Origin of the sequence: Pseudoalteromonas sp. CnMc7-15 (assembly GCF_022347925.1) — a bacterium.
GTDB classification, from domain to species: Bacteria; Pseudomonadota; Gammaproteobacteria; order Enterobacterales; family Alteromonadaceae; genus Pseudoalteromonas; species Pseudoalteromonas ruthenica.
In genome coordinates, this window is the sequence record NZ_JAKRFT010000002.1 from 266,004 (window position 1) to 284,730 (window position 18,727).

At 47.8% G+C, this 18,727-nt stretch carries 21 protein-coding genes; 3 read left to right on the forward strand and 18 right to left on the reverse strand.

Features of this window, described 5'->3' with window-relative positions; all coding sequences use genetic code 11:
- Positions 1 to 102: 102 nt before the first annotated feature.
- The 14 genes from MHM95_RS04940 to MHM95_RS05005 form a co-directional block, all read right to left on the reverse strand.
- Positions 103 to 630, reverse strand: coding sequence for a DUF3833 domain-containing protein (locus MHM95_RS04940; RefSeq protein WP_045979968.1), 528 nt, complete (start codon positions 628 to 630; stop codon positions 103 to 105).
- Positions 627 to 1,127 (reverse strand): chalcone isomerase family protein, encoded by a 501-nt coding sequence (locus MHM95_RS04945; RefSeq protein ID WP_239384529.1) that lies wholly within the window; start codon positions 1,125 to 1,127, stop codon positions 627 to 629. Before MHM95_RS04945 ends, MHM95_RS04940 begins: the two co-directional genes overlap by 4 nt.
- A 19-nt stretch (positions 1,128 to 1,146) precedes the next feature.
- A complete protein-coding gene (locus tag MHM95_RS04950; protein WP_239384531.1) occupies positions 1,147 to 1,644 on the reverse strand; it encodes a DUF2878 domain-containing protein in 498 nt (165 codons plus the stop codon).
- On the reverse strand, positions 1,625 to 2,887 hold the full coding sequence (locus MHM95_RS04955; RefSeq protein WP_239384533.1) for a cyclopropane-fatty-acyl-phospholipid synthase family protein: 1,263 nt from the start codon (positions 2,885 to 2,887) through the stop codon (positions 1,625 to 1,627). The genes MHM95_RS04950 and MHM95_RS04955 overlap by 20 nt, the downstream gene beginning before the upstream one ends.
- Entirely contained in the window at positions 2,880 to 3,599 is a 720-nt protein-coding gene (locus tag MHM95_RS04960; protein ID WP_239384924.1) for a DUF1365 domain-containing protein, read from the reverse strand. Before MHM95_RS04960 ends, MHM95_RS04955 begins: the two co-directional genes overlap by 8 nt.
- A gap of 40 nt (positions 3,600 to 3,639) precedes the next feature.
- The gene (locus MHM95_RS04965; protein ID WP_239384535.1) at positions 3,640 to 4,896 is read right to left on the reverse strand and encodes an FAD-dependent oxidoreductase; all 1,257 of its coding nucleotides are present in this window, start codon (positions 4,894 to 4,896) and stop codon (positions 3,640 to 3,642) included.
- On the reverse strand, positions 4,893 to 5,609 hold the full coding sequence (locus tag MHM95_RS04970; RefSeq protein ID WP_239384537.1) for an SDR family NAD(P)-dependent oxidoreductase: 717 nt from the start codon (positions 5,607 to 5,609) through the stop codon (positions 4,893 to 4,895). The genes MHM95_RS04965 and MHM95_RS04970 overlap by 4 nt, the downstream gene beginning before the upstream one ends.
- Positions 5,610 to 5,612: 3 nt before the next feature.
- On the reverse strand, positions 5,613 to 6,038 hold the full coding sequence (locus MHM95_RS04975) for a nuclear transport factor 2 family protein (protein WP_053909393.1): 426 nt from the start codon (positions 6,036 to 6,038) through the stop codon (positions 5,613 to 5,615).
- Entirely contained in the window at positions 6,031 to 7,425 is a 1,395-nt protein-coding gene (phrB, locus tag MHM95_RS04980) for a deoxyribodipyrimidine photo-lyase (protein ID WP_239384539.1), read from the reverse strand. Before phrB ends, MHM95_RS04975 begins: the two co-directional genes overlap by 8 nt.
- Positions 7,426 to 8,376: a DUF523 and DUF1722 domain-containing protein gene (locus MHM95_RS04985; RefSeq protein ID WP_239384540.1), complete on the reverse strand. Its 951-nt coding sequence runs from the start codon at positions 8,374 to 8,376 to the stop codon at positions 7,426 to 7,428. It lies immediately after the preceding gene.
- Complete coding sequence (locus MHM95_RS04990) at positions 8,376 to 9,047, reverse strand: ChrR family anti-sigma-E factor (protein WP_022946806.1); 672 nt, start codon at positions 9,045 to 9,047, stop codon at positions 8,376 to 8,378. Before MHM95_RS04990 ends, MHM95_RS04985 begins: the two co-directional genes overlap by 1 nt.
- Positions 9,040 to 9,603 carry a sigma-70 family RNA polymerase sigma factor gene (locus MHM95_RS04995; protein WP_045980206.1) on the reverse strand — a complete coding sequence of 188 codons (564 nt, stop codon included), beginning with the start codon at positions 9,601 to 9,603 and terminating at the stop codon, positions 9,040 to 9,042. The genes MHM95_RS04990 and MHM95_RS04995 overlap by 8 nt, the downstream gene beginning before the upstream one ends.
- 150 nt (positions 9,604 to 9,753) lie before the next feature.
- Positions 9,754 to 10,317: an LON peptidase substrate-binding domain-containing protein gene (locus tag MHM95_RS05000; RefSeq protein ID WP_239384541.1), complete on the reverse strand. Its 564-nt coding sequence runs from the start codon at positions 10,315 to 10,317 to the stop codon at positions 9,754 to 9,756.
- A 190-nt stretch (positions 10,318 to 10,507) separates the two neighbouring features.
- Positions 10,508 to 10,759 carry a hypothetical protein gene (locus MHM95_RS05005; RefSeq protein WP_022946802.1) on the reverse strand — a complete coding sequence of 84 codons (252 nt, stop codon included), beginning with the start codon at positions 10,757 to 10,759 and terminating at the stop codon, positions 10,508 to 10,510.
- A 238-nt stretch (positions 10,760 to 10,997) separates the two neighbouring features.
- Here MHM95_RS05005 and MHM95_RS05010 point away from each other — a divergent pair, with 238 nt between their 5' ends.
- Positions 10,998 to 11,684 (forward strand): hemolysin III family protein, encoded by a 687-nt coding sequence (locus tag MHM95_RS05010; protein WP_022946801.1) that lies wholly within the window; start codon positions 10,998 to 11,000, stop codon positions 11,682 to 11,684.
- A gap of 21 nt (positions 11,685 to 11,705) precedes the next feature.
- On the opposite strand, the gene MHM95_RS05015 is transcribed toward MHM95_RS05010, so the two are convergent.
- Together MHM95_RS05015 and MHM95_RS05020 are read right to left on the reverse strand one after the other, a co-directional pair.
- A complete protein-coding gene (locus tag MHM95_RS05015; RefSeq protein WP_239384542.1) occupies positions 11,706 to 12,008 on the reverse strand; it encodes an MGMT family protein in 303 nt (100 codons plus the stop codon).
- Positions 12,001 to 12,885: a LysR family transcriptional regulator gene (locus tag MHM95_RS05020; protein ID WP_138587412.1), complete on the reverse strand. Its 885-nt coding sequence runs from the start codon at positions 12,883 to 12,885 to the stop codon at positions 12,001 to 12,003. The genes MHM95_RS05015 and MHM95_RS05020 overlap by 8 nt, the downstream gene beginning before the upstream one ends.
- 124 nt (positions 12,886 to 13,009) lie before the next feature.
- On the opposite strand from MHM95_RS05020, the gene MHM95_RS05025 reads away from it, so the two are divergent.
- Together MHM95_RS05025 and MHM95_RS05030 are read left to right on the forward strand one after the other, a co-directional pair.
- Positions 13,010 to 14,089 (forward strand): efflux RND transporter periplasmic adaptor subunit, encoded by a 1,080-nt coding sequence (locus MHM95_RS05025; RefSeq protein ID WP_239384544.1) that lies wholly within the window; start codon positions 13,010 to 13,012, stop codon positions 14,087 to 14,089.
- Positions 14,090 to 17,161, forward strand: a complete 3,072-nt coding sequence (locus tag MHM95_RS05030) for an efflux RND transporter permease subunit (RefSeq protein ID WP_239384546.1) — start codon at positions 14,090 to 14,092, stop codon at positions 17,159 to 17,161.
- A 44-nt stretch (positions 17,162 to 17,205) separates the two neighbouring features.
- Here MHM95_RS05030 and MHM95_RS05035 read toward each other — a convergent pair whose 3' ends face one another.
- Both MHM95_RS05035 and rluF read right to left on the reverse strand, forming a co-directional pair.
- The gene (locus tag MHM95_RS05035) at positions 17,206 to 17,793 is read right to left on the reverse strand and encodes a GDSL-type esterase/lipase family protein (protein ID WP_053909386.1); all 588 of its coding nucleotides are present in this window, start codon (positions 17,791 to 17,793) and stop codon (positions 17,206 to 17,208) included.
- Positions 17,790 to 18,674 (reverse strand): 23S rRNA pseudouridine(2604) synthase RluF, encoded by an 885-nt coding sequence (gene rluF / locus MHM95_RS05040; protein WP_239384548.1) that lies wholly within the window; start codon positions 18,672 to 18,674, stop codon positions 17,790 to 17,792. Before rluF ends, MHM95_RS05035 begins: the two co-directional genes overlap by 4 nt.
- Positions 18,675 to 18,727 lie beyond the last annotated feature (53 nt).

Consider the following 18,727-nt stretch of genomic DNA (forward strand, 5'->3'; position numbering starts at 1 on the left):
GCCTTAGCAAATCTATCATTATGCATTTTTACTGACTTGGCAACCGCAAATCACACATTTTCTGAAAAAGTTCTCCTCTGGAGAGCCCTTAGGCACAGAGTTTTAGCGTTTTTCTATCACCAGCGTGATTTCGCCAACCTCCAATCCCAACTTATCAATTGCGGTGCGGTTGATCAACCTCGATTCTGTGACAAGGTACATCCAATCGTCTAGGTCTACCGTCATGGTATCGCCGTCATAAGGAATTTCGAGGGTGTACTTCCAGTTGAAGGCACTGCCTCTGGTTACCCCTTGCGCGGTGCCAACCACATCATTGGCGGTCCCAGTAAGAGTGCCATTTTCACCCAGCTCTATGCGCCATACACGGGTGTCCTGCTCGCCGTCTTGATAATAGAACTGCTCATCAATAACGCCCTTGTTTCCCTGCCATGAGGCCTGCATATCAACGCGAAAACGCCGTGTGACCTCGCCTGAGTAATCTTGCACTATGCCATAGGCAACCAACTCACCGGAAAAAAACTGTTTAAAATCAAATTTTGGTTCAGTTCCTTCATAATCCTCAATGGAGGCCGAACAGGCAGTCAATATCGCCAATACAAACACACCTAAATAAACGCGTAATGACTTCATTCACTTGCTCCTATTAACTTCTGACGTAGTTTTGGCTCGCTGGTGTTCGGCGACAACCATATTGCCAAAAACGCTTCGCTAAAAGCCTGTTGCTCGATGGTTTGTAACTTTTCACCGTTATAATAAAAAGTACCCACGCCCTGCTCATTGGTCTCAAAAGCCAATGAATCCCCTTCTGTGATATCCGGCCATAAGCCTTGTAATGTATCGCCATATTCACTGACGTACTGCGCCTTATCAAGGTGTCGCCACTGATCAAATGTAGCTTTAACAATGTCGCTAGCTTCTATATCTCTGAGATAAGTGAGGGTCAAGCGCACTGGATGCTCTCCGCCTTGGTAGTCGCCATCAGTCGTTGCTAATTTCGCGCGGTATAGGTCCCAGAACATATAGCTCATAACCCCTTCACCAACCACCTTGAAGGAGACCTGTGACCACGCCGATGATGGCGCCATACCACCCAGGGTTAATGCCATAATGATAGGAAGGTATTTCATGGAAAATCATCCGTAATAACTAGGTATTGTCTTCTACGCGTCCTGCAAGGCGATTGATCACAATAATCACGGTAAAAGCACTGGCCCAAAGCAGCCCATACACAAGGTAGAATTGCCACCAAGGCAAGGGCGTTGACAGCACGTCAAAGCGAGCAGCACCTAGGTAGCTAAATGGTGCACACACCCAGCATAAGAAAAAGCATTGCCACAGCGGCAATCGCGTAATGAACCGCAATGAATGATTGATAGTTAGCAGAAGGGAAACCCATAACAAGACGAGCCACCAGGGTATCCAAGCGCCTTCAAATTGCAGTAGCGCAAATTGCGCGGCACTCGTTTCGAGTAATAAAGCAATGGGGAGACTGGCAAGTAACAGTATGTCTTGCTTGCGCTTATCAGAGAGCGCAAGCATCATCACAATCAGCGCCGCCATCATTGGCAACGCATCGTTTTGCCAAAAAAAAGCTGCCCACCAGCAGCTTTGAAACAAAATAAAATTAGTAGCTAAGCGCCACATGATCATCACCGCCGTTGAAGCCTTGCTTACGCGCACTTAAGTGCACAGTGCTAATTGCCCGCTGGCGAAATGCCCCTTCGCAATAAGCCAGATAATACAACCAAAGGCGATAGAAGGCGCTGTTGAATTTAGCTCCTTGCAATTGCGGCCACGCCTTTTCAAAGCGAGCGCGCCAATCAGCTAACGTCCGAGCATAATGAAGGCCAATATCATGTAATTCATGCATGACCAGGTCTGTGTTTTTACGCAAATGCTTACTCATTTCATCAACACACACCAAACACCCGCCAGGGAAGATGTACTGTTGAATAAAGTCAGTTTCTTTTACGTATTTACTGTAGCGCTGGTCATTAATGGTGATAGCCTGAATAAGCATGGCACCACTGGGCTTTAGAAGGCTGTTGCATTTGCTGAAGAACTCACCGAGGTACTCATGACCTACCGCCTCAATCATTTCTATAGAGACAAGCTTGTCGTAGTGTCCTTCAAGCAGTCGGTAGTCTTTCTTTAATAGGGTAATTTTATCTTCTAAGCCGTGCTGCGCGATTTTTTGCTGCACATAGGCATGTTGTTGATCTGAGATGGTTGTAGTCGTTACATGGACATCATAGTGGGTAGCGGCATAGATAGCAAAGGCGCCCCACCCTGTGCCAATCTCGACAACCTGGTCGCCATCGGCCAACTGTACACGTTCGCATATCAGTTTTAATTTATGTGCCTGCGCTTGCTCAAGGGTTGCATCTGCTTGAGGATAAACGGCACAGGAGTAAAGCATTTCATCACTTAAGAACGACTCGTATAATTCATTGCCCAAGTCATAATGAGCAACAATGTTTCTTTTGGAGCCTTGCGTGCTGTTACGATTACGCAAGTGCTTGAGTCGATAGGCGATTGCGCTGAAAAAGGCGAAGCGACCTTCAAATTCATCGAGCTGGTCTTGATTGAGAACAAAAATCTCCACCAAGGCCGTCAAGTTATCGCATTGCCAATGGCCATCGATAAAGGACTCCGCCGCACCAATACTGCCGCCAAAGGCAAACGCATCGAACATACGCGCATCGCTTATATCCACACGAGCTCTAAGCGAAGAGGTGTTATTGCCAAACTGATAGCTCTGACCACGAAAATGCATTTCTACATAGCCGTGTTCTAAGGTTCTCATTGCTGCCAAGACAAAGCGTTTAGCGATCTGAGACTTCCAACTGATTGATTTTTTTGCTTCTACTTGGGTAACTCTATCCATCTTTCTTTCCTGGGTGAGCGTAAAACGGCACACGCTTTAACAATAACCTTAATGCTTGCCAGTATATCCCGCGCATGACACTCAGTGTCATTATAGGAAAACGCCGCAACACCTTAGTGAACGCACAACGCTCTAACCCTTGGTGTTGCAATCGCATGGTGGCATCAAATAATTTCTGCCGCTGGCGTTTGTTCTCAATATGGATAAGCATCGCCCGGTTTTTGGCTTTCACTCGCCAATGGTAATGCATATCCAAATTCATAAAAGGCGATACGTGAAACTGCTTTTTAAAGTTCACTTTAGTTTGTAAATCAACTAAATAATAGTGACGCTCATTCCAAGGAGTATTACTCACTTCGGCAACCATGACACTGAAATCGCTGTCACCACGATAACGATAAAAGTAAAAATTGGCCGGAGAAAAGTAAATACCGCAACAGCGCAGCTGCACCAACATGTAAACTTGGGCTATCTCTTGCTCTACGCCCAGTTGCTGTGCTTTAAGCACAGCGCGTTCAAATAGCGAGCCGTGCTCATCACGCAAGTAATCGCCTTGGTTAAACCGAAGCACCTTCCAGCCATGCGTCCCAACCAAAGGGTGTATGCCATCAAGCTGCTCTGGGTGCTGAGTATCTACCCACATCATGTACAGTGGGTAATTAAAACCATGAAAAACGGGCTCAAAACGCCGATGACGCACATCGCCAAGCATGATGGCGCACCCCTGGGTCAGTAGCGGTTCCTGCACGGTTTCAGTGCTCAAAGTCGACTCCTAGCGCTTTGGCTACATCTACAGCACTGCGCACGCCATCTTCGTGAAAACCGTTGTACCAGTATGCGCCGCAATAGTAAGTGGCTGCGAGGTTTACCTCATCTCGGCGTTGTTGCGCGGCGATACTGTCGCTGTTGAATACAGGGTGATGATAAGTGAAACGGCGCAGCACCTTACTATCATCAATAGCGTCATCACAATTGAGAGTCACACACAACGGTGGGTTGCTGTGCAAACCTTGGAGGATATTCATTTGATAAGTGACAACTGCGGCTTGCTCGGTGTTGTTATCAAGGCGATAATTCCAGCTGGCCCACGCTGCACGACGTTCAGGTAACAAGCTAGTATCAGTATGTAGAACAACAGAGTTGGCAGTATAAGGCATCGCGCCCAGCACTTGCTGCTCGCTTTCGGTGGCATCGCCTAACAACGCAAGGGCCTGATCGGAGTGGCACGCAAACACCACCGCGTCATAATGGTAAATCTCACCGCCTTGCATATGTATCGTCACGCCATCTGGGTGCCTAAACACCTTTTCTATATTCGCATTTAGGTAGATATTGTCTTTAAAGGGTTTCGTTAGCGGACCGATGTATTCACGAGAACCGCCTGGGATCACATACCACTGTGGACGATTGGTAATATCTAACAGGCCATGGTTGTAAAAGAAGCGGATGAAGAACTCGATGCCAAAGTCTTGCATCTTTTTGATCGACGTTGACCAAATCGCCGCCCCCATAGGCAAAATATAATGATTGCGGAAGAAATCGTTAAACCCATGCCTATCAAGGAAGCGACCTAAGGTGTCGCCTTGTTCATATTCGCCGCTGTGATAAAGGTCCTTACACAACCGGTTGAAACGGACTATTTGCCACAACAAATGCCAAAACTTCGGTCGCAATAGATTGCGACGCTGAGCAAACAAAGTGGTCAATGTATGGCCATTGTATTCAAAGCCTGTGTCCACGTTGTGCACGCTAAAGCTCATTTGTGTAGGCTTGCGACCTATGCCAATTTCAGCGAGCAACTTTTCAAAACGCGGATAGGTGCGATCATTAAAAACAATAAAACCAGTATCGACGCTGTGTTGCTGTCCGCCGACCTCAACATCCACTGTGGCGGTGTGGCCACCGATGTAATCGTTCTTTTCGAAAACATCAACATGATACTTTTTACTCAACAAATAGGCACTACTGAGGCCCGCGATACCACTACCTATTACTGCGATTTTCTTCACCGCACCATTCCTTTTGCAATTTTGCGCCACAGCGGCCAAGGTAGCACGCGCAGCAGTTTTAAAATAAATGTGAATCTTTTTGGAAAATGAATCTCTTTGCGCCGTTTTTGCAGCCCCTTATACATGTATTCAGCGGCTTGCTCTGCACTGACGGCCATGGGCATAGGGAAGTCATTGTTATCGGTCAATGGCGTTTTCACAAAACCTGGGTGGATAACGCTCACGTCAATGTCTTTGAGATCCACAGCCAGGGATTTTGCCAAATAAGTTGCGCCTGATTTCGATGCGCCATATGCCTCGCTCCGCGTCAGTGGTAAATATGTGACACTGGAGGAGACAATGGCGAGGTGGGCACCGGATTTAAGTTTCGGCAACAGCGCCTCAAGGCAATAACCAAGGCTCAGAAGGTTGATGGTAATAACGCGCTCGAACAATGCACTGTCAAAATGACGCGCATCATCAACGTATTCGCAGTTACCGGCGTTGAGCACCACCAAGTCAAGCTCGTCTATGTCAGAGGTGGCTGATTTTATAGCCTCTAATTTGGTGACATCAAACGGTAACCCTTTTATATGCCCTTGGCCTTGGCTGTCTTCTAACTCTTTAAGCTTTTGTTCGTCTCGCCCACACGCTATAACATCGTGTTGCTGCGCATAGCGCTTAGCCAGAGCTTCACCGATACCCGATGTTGCCCCTGTGATTAATACTTTCATAGCCTAACTCCCTGCTTTGTTGTCAACGAGCTTGATTACTTTGCCAAGCAAAGGGATATGTCGGTATAACATAGCGCCTACATCAAAGTAATCGCGATGGTGGATGACTTTGCCTTGATCAAATTGCAAAAAGCTGTGCCCTGCAACCGAGACCTCATTGCCACCATTTAACTTGGGGTGTGAAAAGCGCATGGTCCAATACAAGAATGCATGATTATCAAAAGCAAATTGTTGGCTAATATCAAATGTGCAGTGATTAACATTGGCATACATGTTGGCGAAATATCGCCTTAGTTGTTGCAACCCTTTAACTTCATGAAGGGGATCTTGGAAATGAATGGCTTCGCCATAAACTTCATGCAGCAAGTCTAGGTTATGCTTATCCAAACGCTGATAAACTGACACAAATTGCTCAAGCGCGTTATTCATCGTCCACCTTAAATCGTGCTAAGGCACGTTCGCGTGCCGCTTTATGATCAACTATCGCTGGCCAATACCTGTTGCTTTGAGTTGCTGCTAGATATTGGTGCGGAAAGTGGATCTGCTTAGCAGGCACTTTTTCTAACTCTGGTAGGTACTTACGGATGAATTCGCCATCTGGATCAAAACGTTCACTTTGCGTTATCGGGTTAAAAATACGAAAGTAAGGCTGCGCGTCACAGCCGGTGCTTGCCGCCCATTGCCATCCGCCATTGTTTGACGCCAAGTCACCATCAATCAGGTGACGCATAAAAAACTGCTCACCAGCGCGCCAATCGATGAGTAAATGCTTGGTCAGAAAGCTTGCCACCACCATACGTAGGCGATTGTGCATCCACCCTGTTTGCACTAATTGTCGCATTGCTGCATCCACCAGAGGATAACCCGTTCTTCCTTCGCACCAAGCATTGAAATCTTTATCGCTTTCACGCCATTTCACGGCGTCGTACTTGGCGTTAAAGTTAGCGTGTTTGCATAAACGCGGATAGGCAACAATAAGATGGCGATAAAATTCTCGCCAAATCAGTTCGTTGACCCAACTAAAGAGGTTACTTTTTGCGCTTTGCAAAATATCAGGGTGGCGCTGCTGTACGTTAACGAGCAGTTGTTTAACGCTGATTATTCCGAGTGCCAAGTATGGGCTCAACCCGGAGGTGCCTTTAATCGCTGGAAAGTCTCGCTGCTGATCATAGGTGGTGAGCTTATCGTCAATAAAGCGCTCAACAATCGCGCTAAGTGAATCATCATCAACCGGCCATTTTTGCGATTCACCGTCACTTTGCAAACAACGAGGCGTCTGCCACTTTATCGCGTTATGTAACGACGGCCATGACGGCAATGACGGCAATGAAAAGTGGCTTTGCTCATACTGCTTTAGCCATTGACGCTTAAATGGGGTAAACACGCGAAACATGTCACCGCTTTTTGTACACACCGAGCCTGGCGGGGCAATTACATCGCCATCAAACCAATGAAACTCAAGAGCTAATTGCGCACATTGGCTGTCACGCTGGCGTTCATTCACTTCATATTCGCGGTTGGCATAAACATGCTTGACGCTCAAGCTGTTACATAACCCTTGTAACGATGCGGGTATGTCACTAAATTCATCAACATCCAATACGTGCAAGCGAATACCGTGCTCACTCAAGCGCTGACCCAAATAATCGACACGTCGCAGCATGAGATCCCGTTGAATGGGCGCCATGTCGTGCCGTTGCCACTGTTTCTCGCAGACAAAGAAAACGGCGTCTTTTGCGCCGTTGTTTAATGCTTCAATTAAAGCTTCGTTTGCATAAAGGCGCAAGTCGCGCCGAAACCAGAACAATGAACTCATTTAAATACCATACCTCAGCTTTAAATCGTTTGGGTGGGGATTAAAGTAGACTTGTTGCGCTAAATAAGGATTTGGATGCACCGTAAGGTGGTGACGCAATAATGTTAGCGGCACATATAAAGGCACAAGCCCCTGGCGGTAGTCTTCGATTGCCGCACGTAATTCTTGCTTTTCCTCTTTACCGAGGTGCTGTTTGAAATACCCCTGCAAGTGCATCAAGGTATTAGTATGTGCTTTGCGCGACGCAGGCTTTTTCAACGCATTCATTAAGCCAAGGATATACTCATCGGCAATAGCTTCGATGTCATCCCCTTCGATACTGCCGAGCAACCGGCCTAAATCACGGTAGGCTTGATAGTTGTGACTCATCAATAGGTATTTATGCAAAGAGTGGAAAGTAGTCAGCCGATGAGCGCTTAATCCTGACTCACGCAGCTTGCGCCAGCTATGATAAACATAAACACGCATAACAAAGTTTTCGCGCAGGTGCATGTCATTGAGTCGGCCATTTTCCTCACAAGGGAGTAGCGGATTAGCCTTCATTATTTCGGCGCTGAAAAAGCCTACACCCTCTGATGTATTGCCCGTCCCAGCTTCATTAAAGACTTTGACTCGTTCCATGCCACAGCTAGGACTTTTAGCACAGAATATAAACCCATCGAGGTGTTGGCCCTGATTCTGTGCCACCTGCTGCCCGTAGTTTTTAAGGTCCTTGCCAACTTCGCCACTGCCATCAGGGCGACACACGGTTATCACGTCGTCTTTACGCACTTGGCGAATGGCCGGCCTAGGAATGGGTAAGCCAATTGCCACTTCTGGACAAAAGGGCACATACTGCACGTGCTTTGCCAGCTCATCCATGCAAAAGTTAGAGCGCTTGTGCCCAGAGTCAAATCGAACTTTTTCGCCGGTAAGACACGCGCTAATACCTATTTTCAACGATTTATCCATTAATATATAAGCTCGCCAATGGGGTTGAGCAATTTACTTAAGCCTTTATTGAAGTGTAGTGCACTATTGACTACTGCCAAGCACAAACACCCCTGTTCGGTGTAAGGAGTATGGTCGTGCTTATGATCAAGCCATATAAAATCGCCCGGTTGATACTCTCCTTCTTCGTCGGTAAAGGTGCCATCAAGCAATAGCGTCAACTCAAAACCTGTGTGCGTATGCTCGGGAATGGTCCCCCCTGGAGCAATGTACAATAGGCTAGTGCGAATACTGCCCTCATCAAGCTCCAGGCGCGAACGCGCGAGCTTGCCGGCCTGAACAAATCTCGACATGCCCACATGGCTCAATGCACGTGGTAACGTGATGTTTCTATCACCAACGGATATTTGCTTTGCGCTTTGAATGGCAAAATCATCGACGTCTGTATCTGCAGTAATATCACTGAGCATGGCGCTCATCTGCGCGTCAAGCAGCTCTTGTGAACCAGTGAGCTCCTCACCGGCGTCATCTGTAAACGTTTGTTCACCAATGCGCTGCTCTAATGCTGCGACGGTGTCGCAACAGTCATCGCAAAGCTCAAGGTGAGCTGAAATTGCCACGCTCAGCGAAGCTGGCAATGCGCCAAGCACATGTTGTTCTAACAACTGTGTGTTCGGGTGAAATTTAATCATGCTCTGCTCCCAGATGATTTCTTAGCTTTGAGAGCGCCAATCTTAACCGCGACTTTACGGTTCCAACTGGTACGCCTAACTGCTTCGCAAGTTGCTCTTGCGACATTTCTTGAAAGTATACTCCCTTAACCACCTCCTGCTGGGCGATGGGAAGCTTGTCTATATGCTGCTGCAAGAGTTGGCTCTGTAAATGATCGCCAAATACTTCTTGCTCTTCTTCATGATGCTGCACCAACGGCCAAATATCTTCGCTTAAGGTATCTTCTTTATTGCTGCGCATTTTGCGCAGCGCATCGAAGGATGCATTACGCATTACGGTATAAACCCAAGTCGTCGCCGCGCCTTTACTCGGATGGTAAAGGTGAGCTTTACGCCAAACTGACGTCATGGTGTCTTGCACCAGCTCCATCGCCGACGCTTCATTGTTGTATTGCTTAATGCCAAAGCGTTTTATCTTTGGTGCGAAATAAGAAAACAGCGTTGCGAATGCGCTTCTGTCCCGATGCTCTGCGACGCGCACTAACGCATCTGACAAATGCTCAGTTTCACTGCCCATGTTTCTTCCTTTGCTTTGATTGCCACCGCTTGGTGCAATACTTTGCTGCGGAGACTTGTTACACGGCTTGTCTAACACGCTTTGCAATCCCATTGGCTGCCTCAGTAATGCTTTTATTTGTGAGATTTACGCAAGGAGTGGCGCGATAGATCATCGCTCGTTGAAATTAATTACAGTATGGAGGAAGTCGAGCAGTTGTTCAAAGTTGTGATCACGGATTATTAACTTTTTTTGATTATAATCAACAGGTAATATCTCTAACCAGCGATAGGCAACCCACTTGGCATCGTCGTAGTTAGGGTAATCATATAGGCATTTGAGTTCTGGGTTATTGTCTAACACCCATTTTAACGCCTGCGCCAAATCGGTAAGTTCAACCTCAGGCACCGTCGCAGTCTCTATTTCAGTGGGGTGGGTACAATAGCGTAAGCCGTTATCGAGGTAGGTTATGTTATCTATGCGCATCAGGCTTTCACCTTGCACAGTGATTAACAACTGGCCTGTCGGGTCTTGGTCAAAATCGATAATTTTAACTAGGCAACCAAATTCGCTTGTCTGGTCGTCATTTTCCTTGGCTAATGGGGTGATAACAAAGCCGCGTTGTTCGCGCAGACACTCTTTTACCATGTGAATGTATCGCTGCTCGAAAATTTTGAGCTTGGTCACGCCCTGCGGCAACAACACCAGCGGCAGAGGGAACACGGCATACTTCATAATAATCCTAGGACGGTGGGTAGTGCGTATACTACGTCATGTCTGTTAATGCCGATCAGATAGCCAGTGAAATAGTTAGGGTGAGGACAACTACTCTCCCCACCAACCGAAATTACGGCAGACACTAATGCCTAGGTAGGTACCAAACAAACTTGCTACGGGTAGCAGCATAAGCCCCAGTAAGGCAAAATTAAGCGTCATCACCCTGCTCCTTCGCATTCGTTTTATCAGACGCTTTATCTGATGCCTGGCGCTGCTCGGAAAATAACGTCTGAGTTGCATCACGTAGTGCCTGTTTCTGTGACTGGATGAGCGATGAATACGCTTCGTTTGCAGCAGAGCGAACAGCCTGTTCAATTTCTTGAGTGAGAGAGTTCGCATTTGCCATTGAACTTACAAATAAAGCGGAAGTCAGAATTGTTGCCTTGGTTAACGTTTTCATGATGATGTTCCTGTTGTTAAGGTATTGTTTAATTAGTCGCATCATCTATTACAAAGGTTGTGCCAGAACCAATAAATTTTTTAACCCCTTGTAATAACTGTACTTTTATTTTACAACAGGCGAAGTACTAAATTAGCCATATAAAATAAAAACTATTTCTTAGCTTTTTTCACACTGCAATTAGCGATTTAAACCAACCGAGTTTTTGTTCCGAATTAACACTTTCATTTGGGTGTACATGTGTACGCTGAACAGTTATAGTTGGTTCGTCGAAGCAAGTAATAATGAGTTAAAACAGATGCAAGTGAGTGGTTATTCCCCGTTTGAAGAAAAGTTAAACTGGTTAAGCCATGGTCTTGGTGCCTTACTCGCTATTGTGGCCTTGGTTGCTATGGTGCTCGTCAGCGAATCCATAACCGCTGTGGTAGCGACCAGCGTATACGGTGCCAGCCTCATTTTAATGTTCGTCAGTTCAACTCTTTACCACGCCAGTGTAAGTGACAAGGCCAAACGCGTCCTGAAAAAGCTTGATCACAGTGCCATCTACCTATTAATTGCCGGTACGTACACGCCCTTTTTATTACTTGCGCTAGGCGGATACTGGGCCTGGATAGGCATGTTTGCTATTTGGGGGTTGGCTTTATTTGGCGTGATATTCAAATTAACTGCAAAAATCCCGCGACCGAGAATTTCTTTGGCCACCTATTTGGTGATGGGGTGGATAGCACTTGCGTTTATCTATCCACTTTATCTTGCACTGCCCGGTGGCGCGATGTGGTTGTTGGTATTGGGTGGGGTATTATTCAGTGTGGGTACCTTATTTTACAGCGCCAAACATCGCCATCTCAGCCATGCCATCTGGCATCTATTCGTGCTGGTTGCCTGTACCTGCCACTTTTTGGCCATTTACCTATACATTATTTAGTTGCCAATAACACACTCGCTGTTAGATATGCCAAGCGAAACGGCGCATATTGACCTTCCCGTCGATTACAAGCACGCCTTCGCCAAGCAGTGCTTGTTGTTGTAGTGTGAACCCATCACTGCCTTGCGCAAACGATATTTTGCCTTGGCTGTTTACCACCCGATGCCAAGGCAAGCGAGAGTCAGAGGGTAGGTTTTTAAGGGTATGACCCACATAGCGGGCATAGCCTGGTAGGCCAGCTCGTTTGGCTACTTCGCCATAACTGCATACCTTGCCTTTAGGAATGGCGGCGACCACTTGATAAATCATCGCGGCTTTATCCATGGGCTATTTCCTGCAACTTTGTCCACACATGTCGAGCTACCGGACCGTGATGACGGGAATGTCGGCGAAACGCACGAATCTGCGCACGGAACGCGTGCTCCCTATCGCTAAGATGAATCACTTGCAGTTGCCCGGTCGCTATTTCTTGTTGACACAAATCGAGACACATTAAGGCCCAGCCCGCCCCTGCAAGCAACATGGAGCGCAGCGCGAATATATCGTCGAGTTTCATCATCGCCGCTTGATTTAAAAACGGCATCCGCCCACTTTCGAAATGCAGATCACTTTCAAACATCGCCACACAGGGGTAACTTTGGAGCTCTCGGTAACTTATCTGAGTTTGTTGGATAAGCTCCGGTGAAGCCACAACACCCACTTCAATGTCTCCAAGCGGCAAACTTTCTAAGTCGCCGGTGGCGTGAAAAATATCAAACCAGGGGCCAATCCCTAAATCACTTTTACCGCTATTAACTTGCTCTAGCGCGGTGAATCGCCGACCACTGTCAATCTCAAACTCGGTGTGAGCAAAGGCATGATAGCAATCGCGCAGCAAAATACTGAGCTCTTCGCCAACACAAACTTGCTCGTAGCTGATGCGAAACTTTGGCTCATTACCGTTGGCGAGCTCGCTGGAGAACTCACTCAATTCGTCCATGTCGCGCAGCACATATTGAGCACGCCGACAAAACGCCTGGCCTTGTTCAGTGAGTGAAAACCGATAACCTTCGCGATTGACCACAGCAAAACCGACGCTCTGCTCTATTTTCTTGACCATCATCGTCAGCGCCGGCTGAGTTTTATGTAAACGCTTTGCCGCCTCACTGAGCGAGCGACACTGAGATAACACATCAAGTACTTTTAACCATTCCAGCTTCATAACATTACCTTATGAAGTTATAAGTAATTTATAATTTTTATTTTAGTCTACGGCAAAGTAAGCTAACGCACCAGCGTGCTCTTATACTGGCATACATACACACTATTCACAGGGAGTCTCATTCATGTCTCGCAGTCTATTCGTTTTAGTCTTGCTCGCGATGATTTCACTAACGGGGTGCTCACAAGAGCAACCCAAAACCGATAAAAAGCCGCCCATCAGGCCGGTTAAACTCTTTACCGTGGGTCACGCTGATGAAAAGGTTATGCGTAGCTTTCCTGCTGAAGTAGTCGCCCACCAAGGCTCCTACTTAGCCTTTCGTGTCAATGGAGAACTCATAGAATTTCCCGTGTTAGCGGGTCAGGAAGTGGAAAAAGGCGAGTTACTCGCTAAGCTCGACCCTGAAGATTTCCAGCTACAGTATGAAGAGCGCAAGGCCCGTTATGACCTGGCTCAGTCGCAGCTAAAGCGCGTAAAAACACTGTATGAGCGCAACATTGCCAGCCAAGCAGAACTCGATGAAGCAGTCGCCAACGCCCGAGTTGCCGAATCGGCATTCAATATTGCTAAAACTAACTTAGACAACTCAGAGTTAAGGGCGCCCTTCACCGGTACCGTTGCCAAAGTATTCGTTAAGAATTTTGAAAATATTCAGGCAAAGCAAAATATTTTGCGCTTAGAAACCCGAGATTTAATGGACGTGGTTATCCAAGTACCCGAGAAGTTGGTGGCCCGCGTCAACAAGGATACCTTGTATCAACCCACGGTGATCTTTGACGGCTACCCAGATAAAGCCTATACGCTCACCATCAAAGAGTACGACACCCAAGCCCACCCTGCTACGCTGACCTACAAGGTGGTATTTTCATTACCCGTGCCCGAAGATTTCAACTTGTTAGCGGGGATGAGCGGCCATGTGTATATTGATATCAGTAAAATCACCGGAAATGCCGAGTCATGGCATAAAATTCCGGCGGAAGCGGTCTTTTCTGACTCGCAGCAAGGCCTAGCGAACAACAGCTATGTATGGATTTATAAGGATAACGCCGTGCATAAACGCCAGGTCGAGGTGGGGCAAATGCACCGAGACGGACTAGAGATACGCTCAGGCCTAAATAGCGGCGAGCAAGTGGTGGCCGCTGGCGTACACTATCTCAAAGAAGGGATGCAGGTGCGCCCGTGGCAAAAAGAGCGAGGCCTATAAATGAATCTTGCTGCATTTGCCATTGAACGCAAAGTTATTAGTTGGATGTTTGCGCTGTTCCTGCTCATTGGTGGAACAGTCTCTTACTTTTCTCTCGGACAGTTAGAAGACCCAGAGTTTACTCTGAAAAAAGCCATGGTGATTACCCTCTACCCTGGGGCCTCACCGCAGCAGGTCGAAGAAGAAGTAACATACCCAATCGAAAATGCGATTCAAGAATTGCCCTACGTCGACTATGTCACCTCTATTTCCTCTAACGGCAAAAGCCAGATTACGGTGGAGATGAAAAGCACCTATCGCAAAGAGGACCTAAGGCAAATTTGGGATGAACTGCGCCGCAAAATTAATGATGTTTCGGCATCTATGCCGCCAAGGGTTTACCCCAGTCAAGTCATTGATGACTTCGGCGATGTGTATGGTGTTACCCTTGCAGTGACCGGTGATGGCTACTCCTATGATGAGCTTAAAGACTATGTTGATTTTCTCAAGCGTGAATTGGTGCTGGTCGATGGCGTTGGCAAAGTCACTGTAGCCGGCGAGCAGCAAAGCCAAGTGATTGTCGAGGTGTCAACCCATAAGCTCGCGCAACTGGGACTCAGTCCTGAGCGCATATTTTCCCTGTTGCAAGCGCAAAACACCGTTTCTAATGCCGGTCGCGTCATGGTCGATGGCGAGTCTATTCGCCTGCATCCCACTGGCGAGTTTGACAATGTTGTTGAACTTGAACATGTGCTTATTTCTAAGCCCGGTGCCAGCGAGCTCATCTACCTCGGCGATGTCGCCAAGGTCTATCGCGAGTATGCTGAAGTACCCTCGCATATGGTGCGCTACAACCAACAACAGGCATTATTAATTGGTCTTTCTTTTGCCAGCAACGTCAATGTCGTAGACGTTGGTCAACGTATCGATGCCCATTTAGCGGAGCTGGAGTATCAGCGCCCCCATGGCATGGAAGTCGCCGCCATTTACAACCAACCGCAAGAAGTCGACAAGTCGGTGTCCAGTTTTATTATCAGCCTGGTCGAAGCGGTGGCCATTGTTATCGTGGTGTTGCTGCTGTTTATGGGGGTTAAAAGCGGTATTTTAATTGGTGGTATTTTGCTGCTCACCGTGCTCGGCACCTTTATCTTTATGGTGCTCTTTGATATCAACCTACAACGCGTCTCCCTTGGGGCGTTGATCATCGCACTAGGGATGTTGGTGGATAATGCCATTGTGATCACCGAAGGCATTCTTATTAATATGAAGCGTGGGCAAAGCAAACTAAAGGCAGCAGTCAATATCGTTAACCAAACCAAATGGCCCTTGCTTGGGGCTACGGTTATTGCCATTACCGCCTTTGCCCCCATTGGCCTGAGCTCGGATGCCAGTGGTGAATTTGCCGGCAGCTTATTTTGGGTGTTGATGATATCGCTATTACTGAGCTGGATCACCGCCATCACCCTTACGCCGTTCTTTGCTGATGTGATGTTCCGCACTCCAAAGAACAAAAACCAAGCCCAAGCAGGCGATGAAGATCCCTACCAAGGGTTTTTATTTAGTGGCTATAAGTTTATCTTGCGCCATGCCATGCATTACGGCAAAACCACTATCGTATTAATGCTGATCCTTTTAGTCGGCGCGGTGGTGGGCTTTAAATCGGTCAAACAGTCGTTCTTCCCCGCCTCTAACACGCCCATGTTTTACATAGATTATTGGCATTACCAGGGCGCTGATATTCGCACCACCAGCAAAGGTATCGCCAAACTCGAGCAGTTTTTACTCGAGCAGGAGTTGGTTGAGGAGGTCACCGCCACCATAGGTCAAGGGGCCCCGCGCTTTATGCTCACTTATGCGCCAGAAAAACAATACCCTGCTTATGGTCAGCTGATTGTTCGGGTGAAGGACCGAGAAGCTGTATTGGCCATGATAGCTAAGGTGCGTGACTACGAGCGCAATCATATTGTTGATGCCAAGCTAAAGCTCAAACGCATGGAAATCGGGCCATCGACCGATGCCAAAATCGAAGCTCGCTTTTCTGGCCCCGACCCTGTGGTGCTAAGACAGCTGGCTGAGCAAGCGAAGCAAATTCTCGCCAGTGACGCCGGAGCCTTTCACATTCGCGATGATTGGCGCCACCGCACAAAGCTCATCCGCCCACAGCTCAATGAGCAAAAAGCCCGCCGTTTGGGAATAAGTAAAACGGATTTAGACGAGTTGCTGCTCACCAGTGTGTCGGGTAAGAAAGTGGGACTCTATCGCGATGGCACCCAGCTGCTGCCAATCATTGCCCGCTCTCCAGAAGACGAGCGTTTAAACGTTGAATCACTGCGCGACTTGCAAATCTACAGTCCAGTATTAGGCGTGTTTGTGCCAGTGACGCAAGTGGTGGATGACTTCACCGTACGCTGGGAAGACCCCCTCATCATGCGTCGCGACCGCAAGCGCACCATTACCGTGATGGCGGATCATGATTTACTTGGCGATGAAACCCCTGCGAAGTTGTTCGCCCGTGTACGTGGCGATATCGAAGCCATCCCCCTGCCCCGAGGCTATGAACTGCAATGGGGTGGCGAGTATGAGTCTGCCAACAAAGCACGCTCAGCCATTTTTGGCTCGCTACCACTGGGTTATCTAGCGATGTTCGCGGTCACCGTGTTGCTGTTTAACTCAGTGCGTAAACCTCTGGTGATCTGGGCCACGGTGCCTTTGGCCATCGTCGGTGTCAGCGCTGGCTTGCTGGCCATGGGCGCATCCTTTGGCTTTATGTCACTGCTGGGGCTATTGAGCCTCTCAGGCATGTTAATTAAAAACGGCATCGTGTTGTTGGATCAAATCAATATCGAGTTAGCTGCAGGTAAAGACCCTTACGAGGCGGTATTTGACTCTGGCGTTTCCAGGGTTAGGCCGGTTTCCATGGCGGCGATCACCACTATTTTAGGGATGATCCCGCTGCTATTCGATGTGTTCTTTAAGTCCATGGCGGTGACCATTATGTTTGGTCTCGGCTTTGCCACCATACTCACGCTGGTTGTGGTCCCGGTGCTTTATTGTAAGTTCTTTGCCATACACAGCCACCGTCGCAACGGATGAGATCAGCAGTCATTAAAAAGCCAGCTTAAGCTGGCTTTTTTTCGTTAGCGTTCAACCTCTATCACATCGGCTATGGCTAACGCTAGGCGTCGATAGCCTTGGTCATTAAGATGAATAGCGTCAGATTTAAAGCGGTTATCGCCTAGTAATTCAGACAGTATATCTGCCACCAGCACCACCTGATACTGCTCGCTTAATTGTTGATACAGCGGCGCGTCAGACAAAAACAAAGACTTGGTCGGCACCGCCACAAGGATCACTGCAATCCCTTTACTTTGCGCATGCGTTATCATCGCGCCTAGGTTCGCTTTTGTTTGCCCGCTATCTTGGTTACGCAAAAAATCGTTTCCGCCTTCAAGTAACACCACCGCCTGAACCTGGTGCGTGTCGAGTGCACGTTTAAAGCGCTCAAGGCCCTGCGCTGTTTGCTCGCCAGAGACACCACTGGCTATCACTTCCAGCCCTGTTAGCTGAGCGAGTTGCTGGGGATAGGTGCTGTTTTTTGCACCCACTGACACGGTTAAACTATCACCGAACGCTAAAATAGAATCGCCAGCATGCAACGTCACTTTGTCTGATTGCGAGCAACCGGTTATAAAAACAAGCAGCACAAGGCCAATAAAGCGCATCATTTCTTTAGCCTCAATGTTCCTTTCACCCGCTTGTTTGCCTTACTTTTTGGCTTGTGAACAGGCGCTGTGCGAGCTCGAGGTACGGCTTTGCGCTTTGGTGGTGCAGTCTTCGGTGTATTGGAATGTTGCTCAGAGGGCACACTGTGCTCAGCTTTAGAATGCTCTTCGGTTTTACCAGAGTCCGCGATTAGATCATTAATGGTGGCCATTTCTGCATCACTTAAATGGCGCCATTGGCCACTTTTCAGCCCGGCTAATGTCACATTCATGATGCGCGTGCGCTTGAGCGTAACTACTTCATAGCCAAGATACTCGCACATGCGACGAATTTGCCTATTCAGGCCTTGAGTCAGTATGATGCGAAAGCTATCCGGCCCGGTTTGCTCAACCTTACACTTCTTGGTAACAGTGCCAAGAATGGGAATACCCGCGCTCATACGCTCAACAAAGCGCCGATTTAAGGGCTTATCAACCCGCACTTCGTACTCTTTCTCGTGGTTATTCCCTGAGCGCAATATTTTGTTGACGATATCGCCCTCGTTGGTGAGGAAGATAAGCCCTTCGGAGGGCCTATCTAAACGGCCAATAGGGAAAATACGCTCGGGATAATTAATCGCTCGCACAATATTACTTTTTATTTTCTTTTCAGTGGTGCAAGTAATACCCGTTGGCTTGTTGTAGGCGATATAGACACGTTTAGGCTTAGTTTTAAGCGCTTTGCCATCAATGTGAATGGTGTCGGCATCAGTCACTTTATCGCCCATTTGTGGCGCATGACCATTTACGCTGACTCGACCCGCACTGATCAGCGCATCCGCCTCACGGCGCGAGCAAAATCCGGTTTCACTTATGTATTTATTAAGGCGCGTAGGTTGACTCATAGTTCTACTTGTTGCTTCTTTTTCACCTGCGCATTGTAAAGCAGTTACCAACA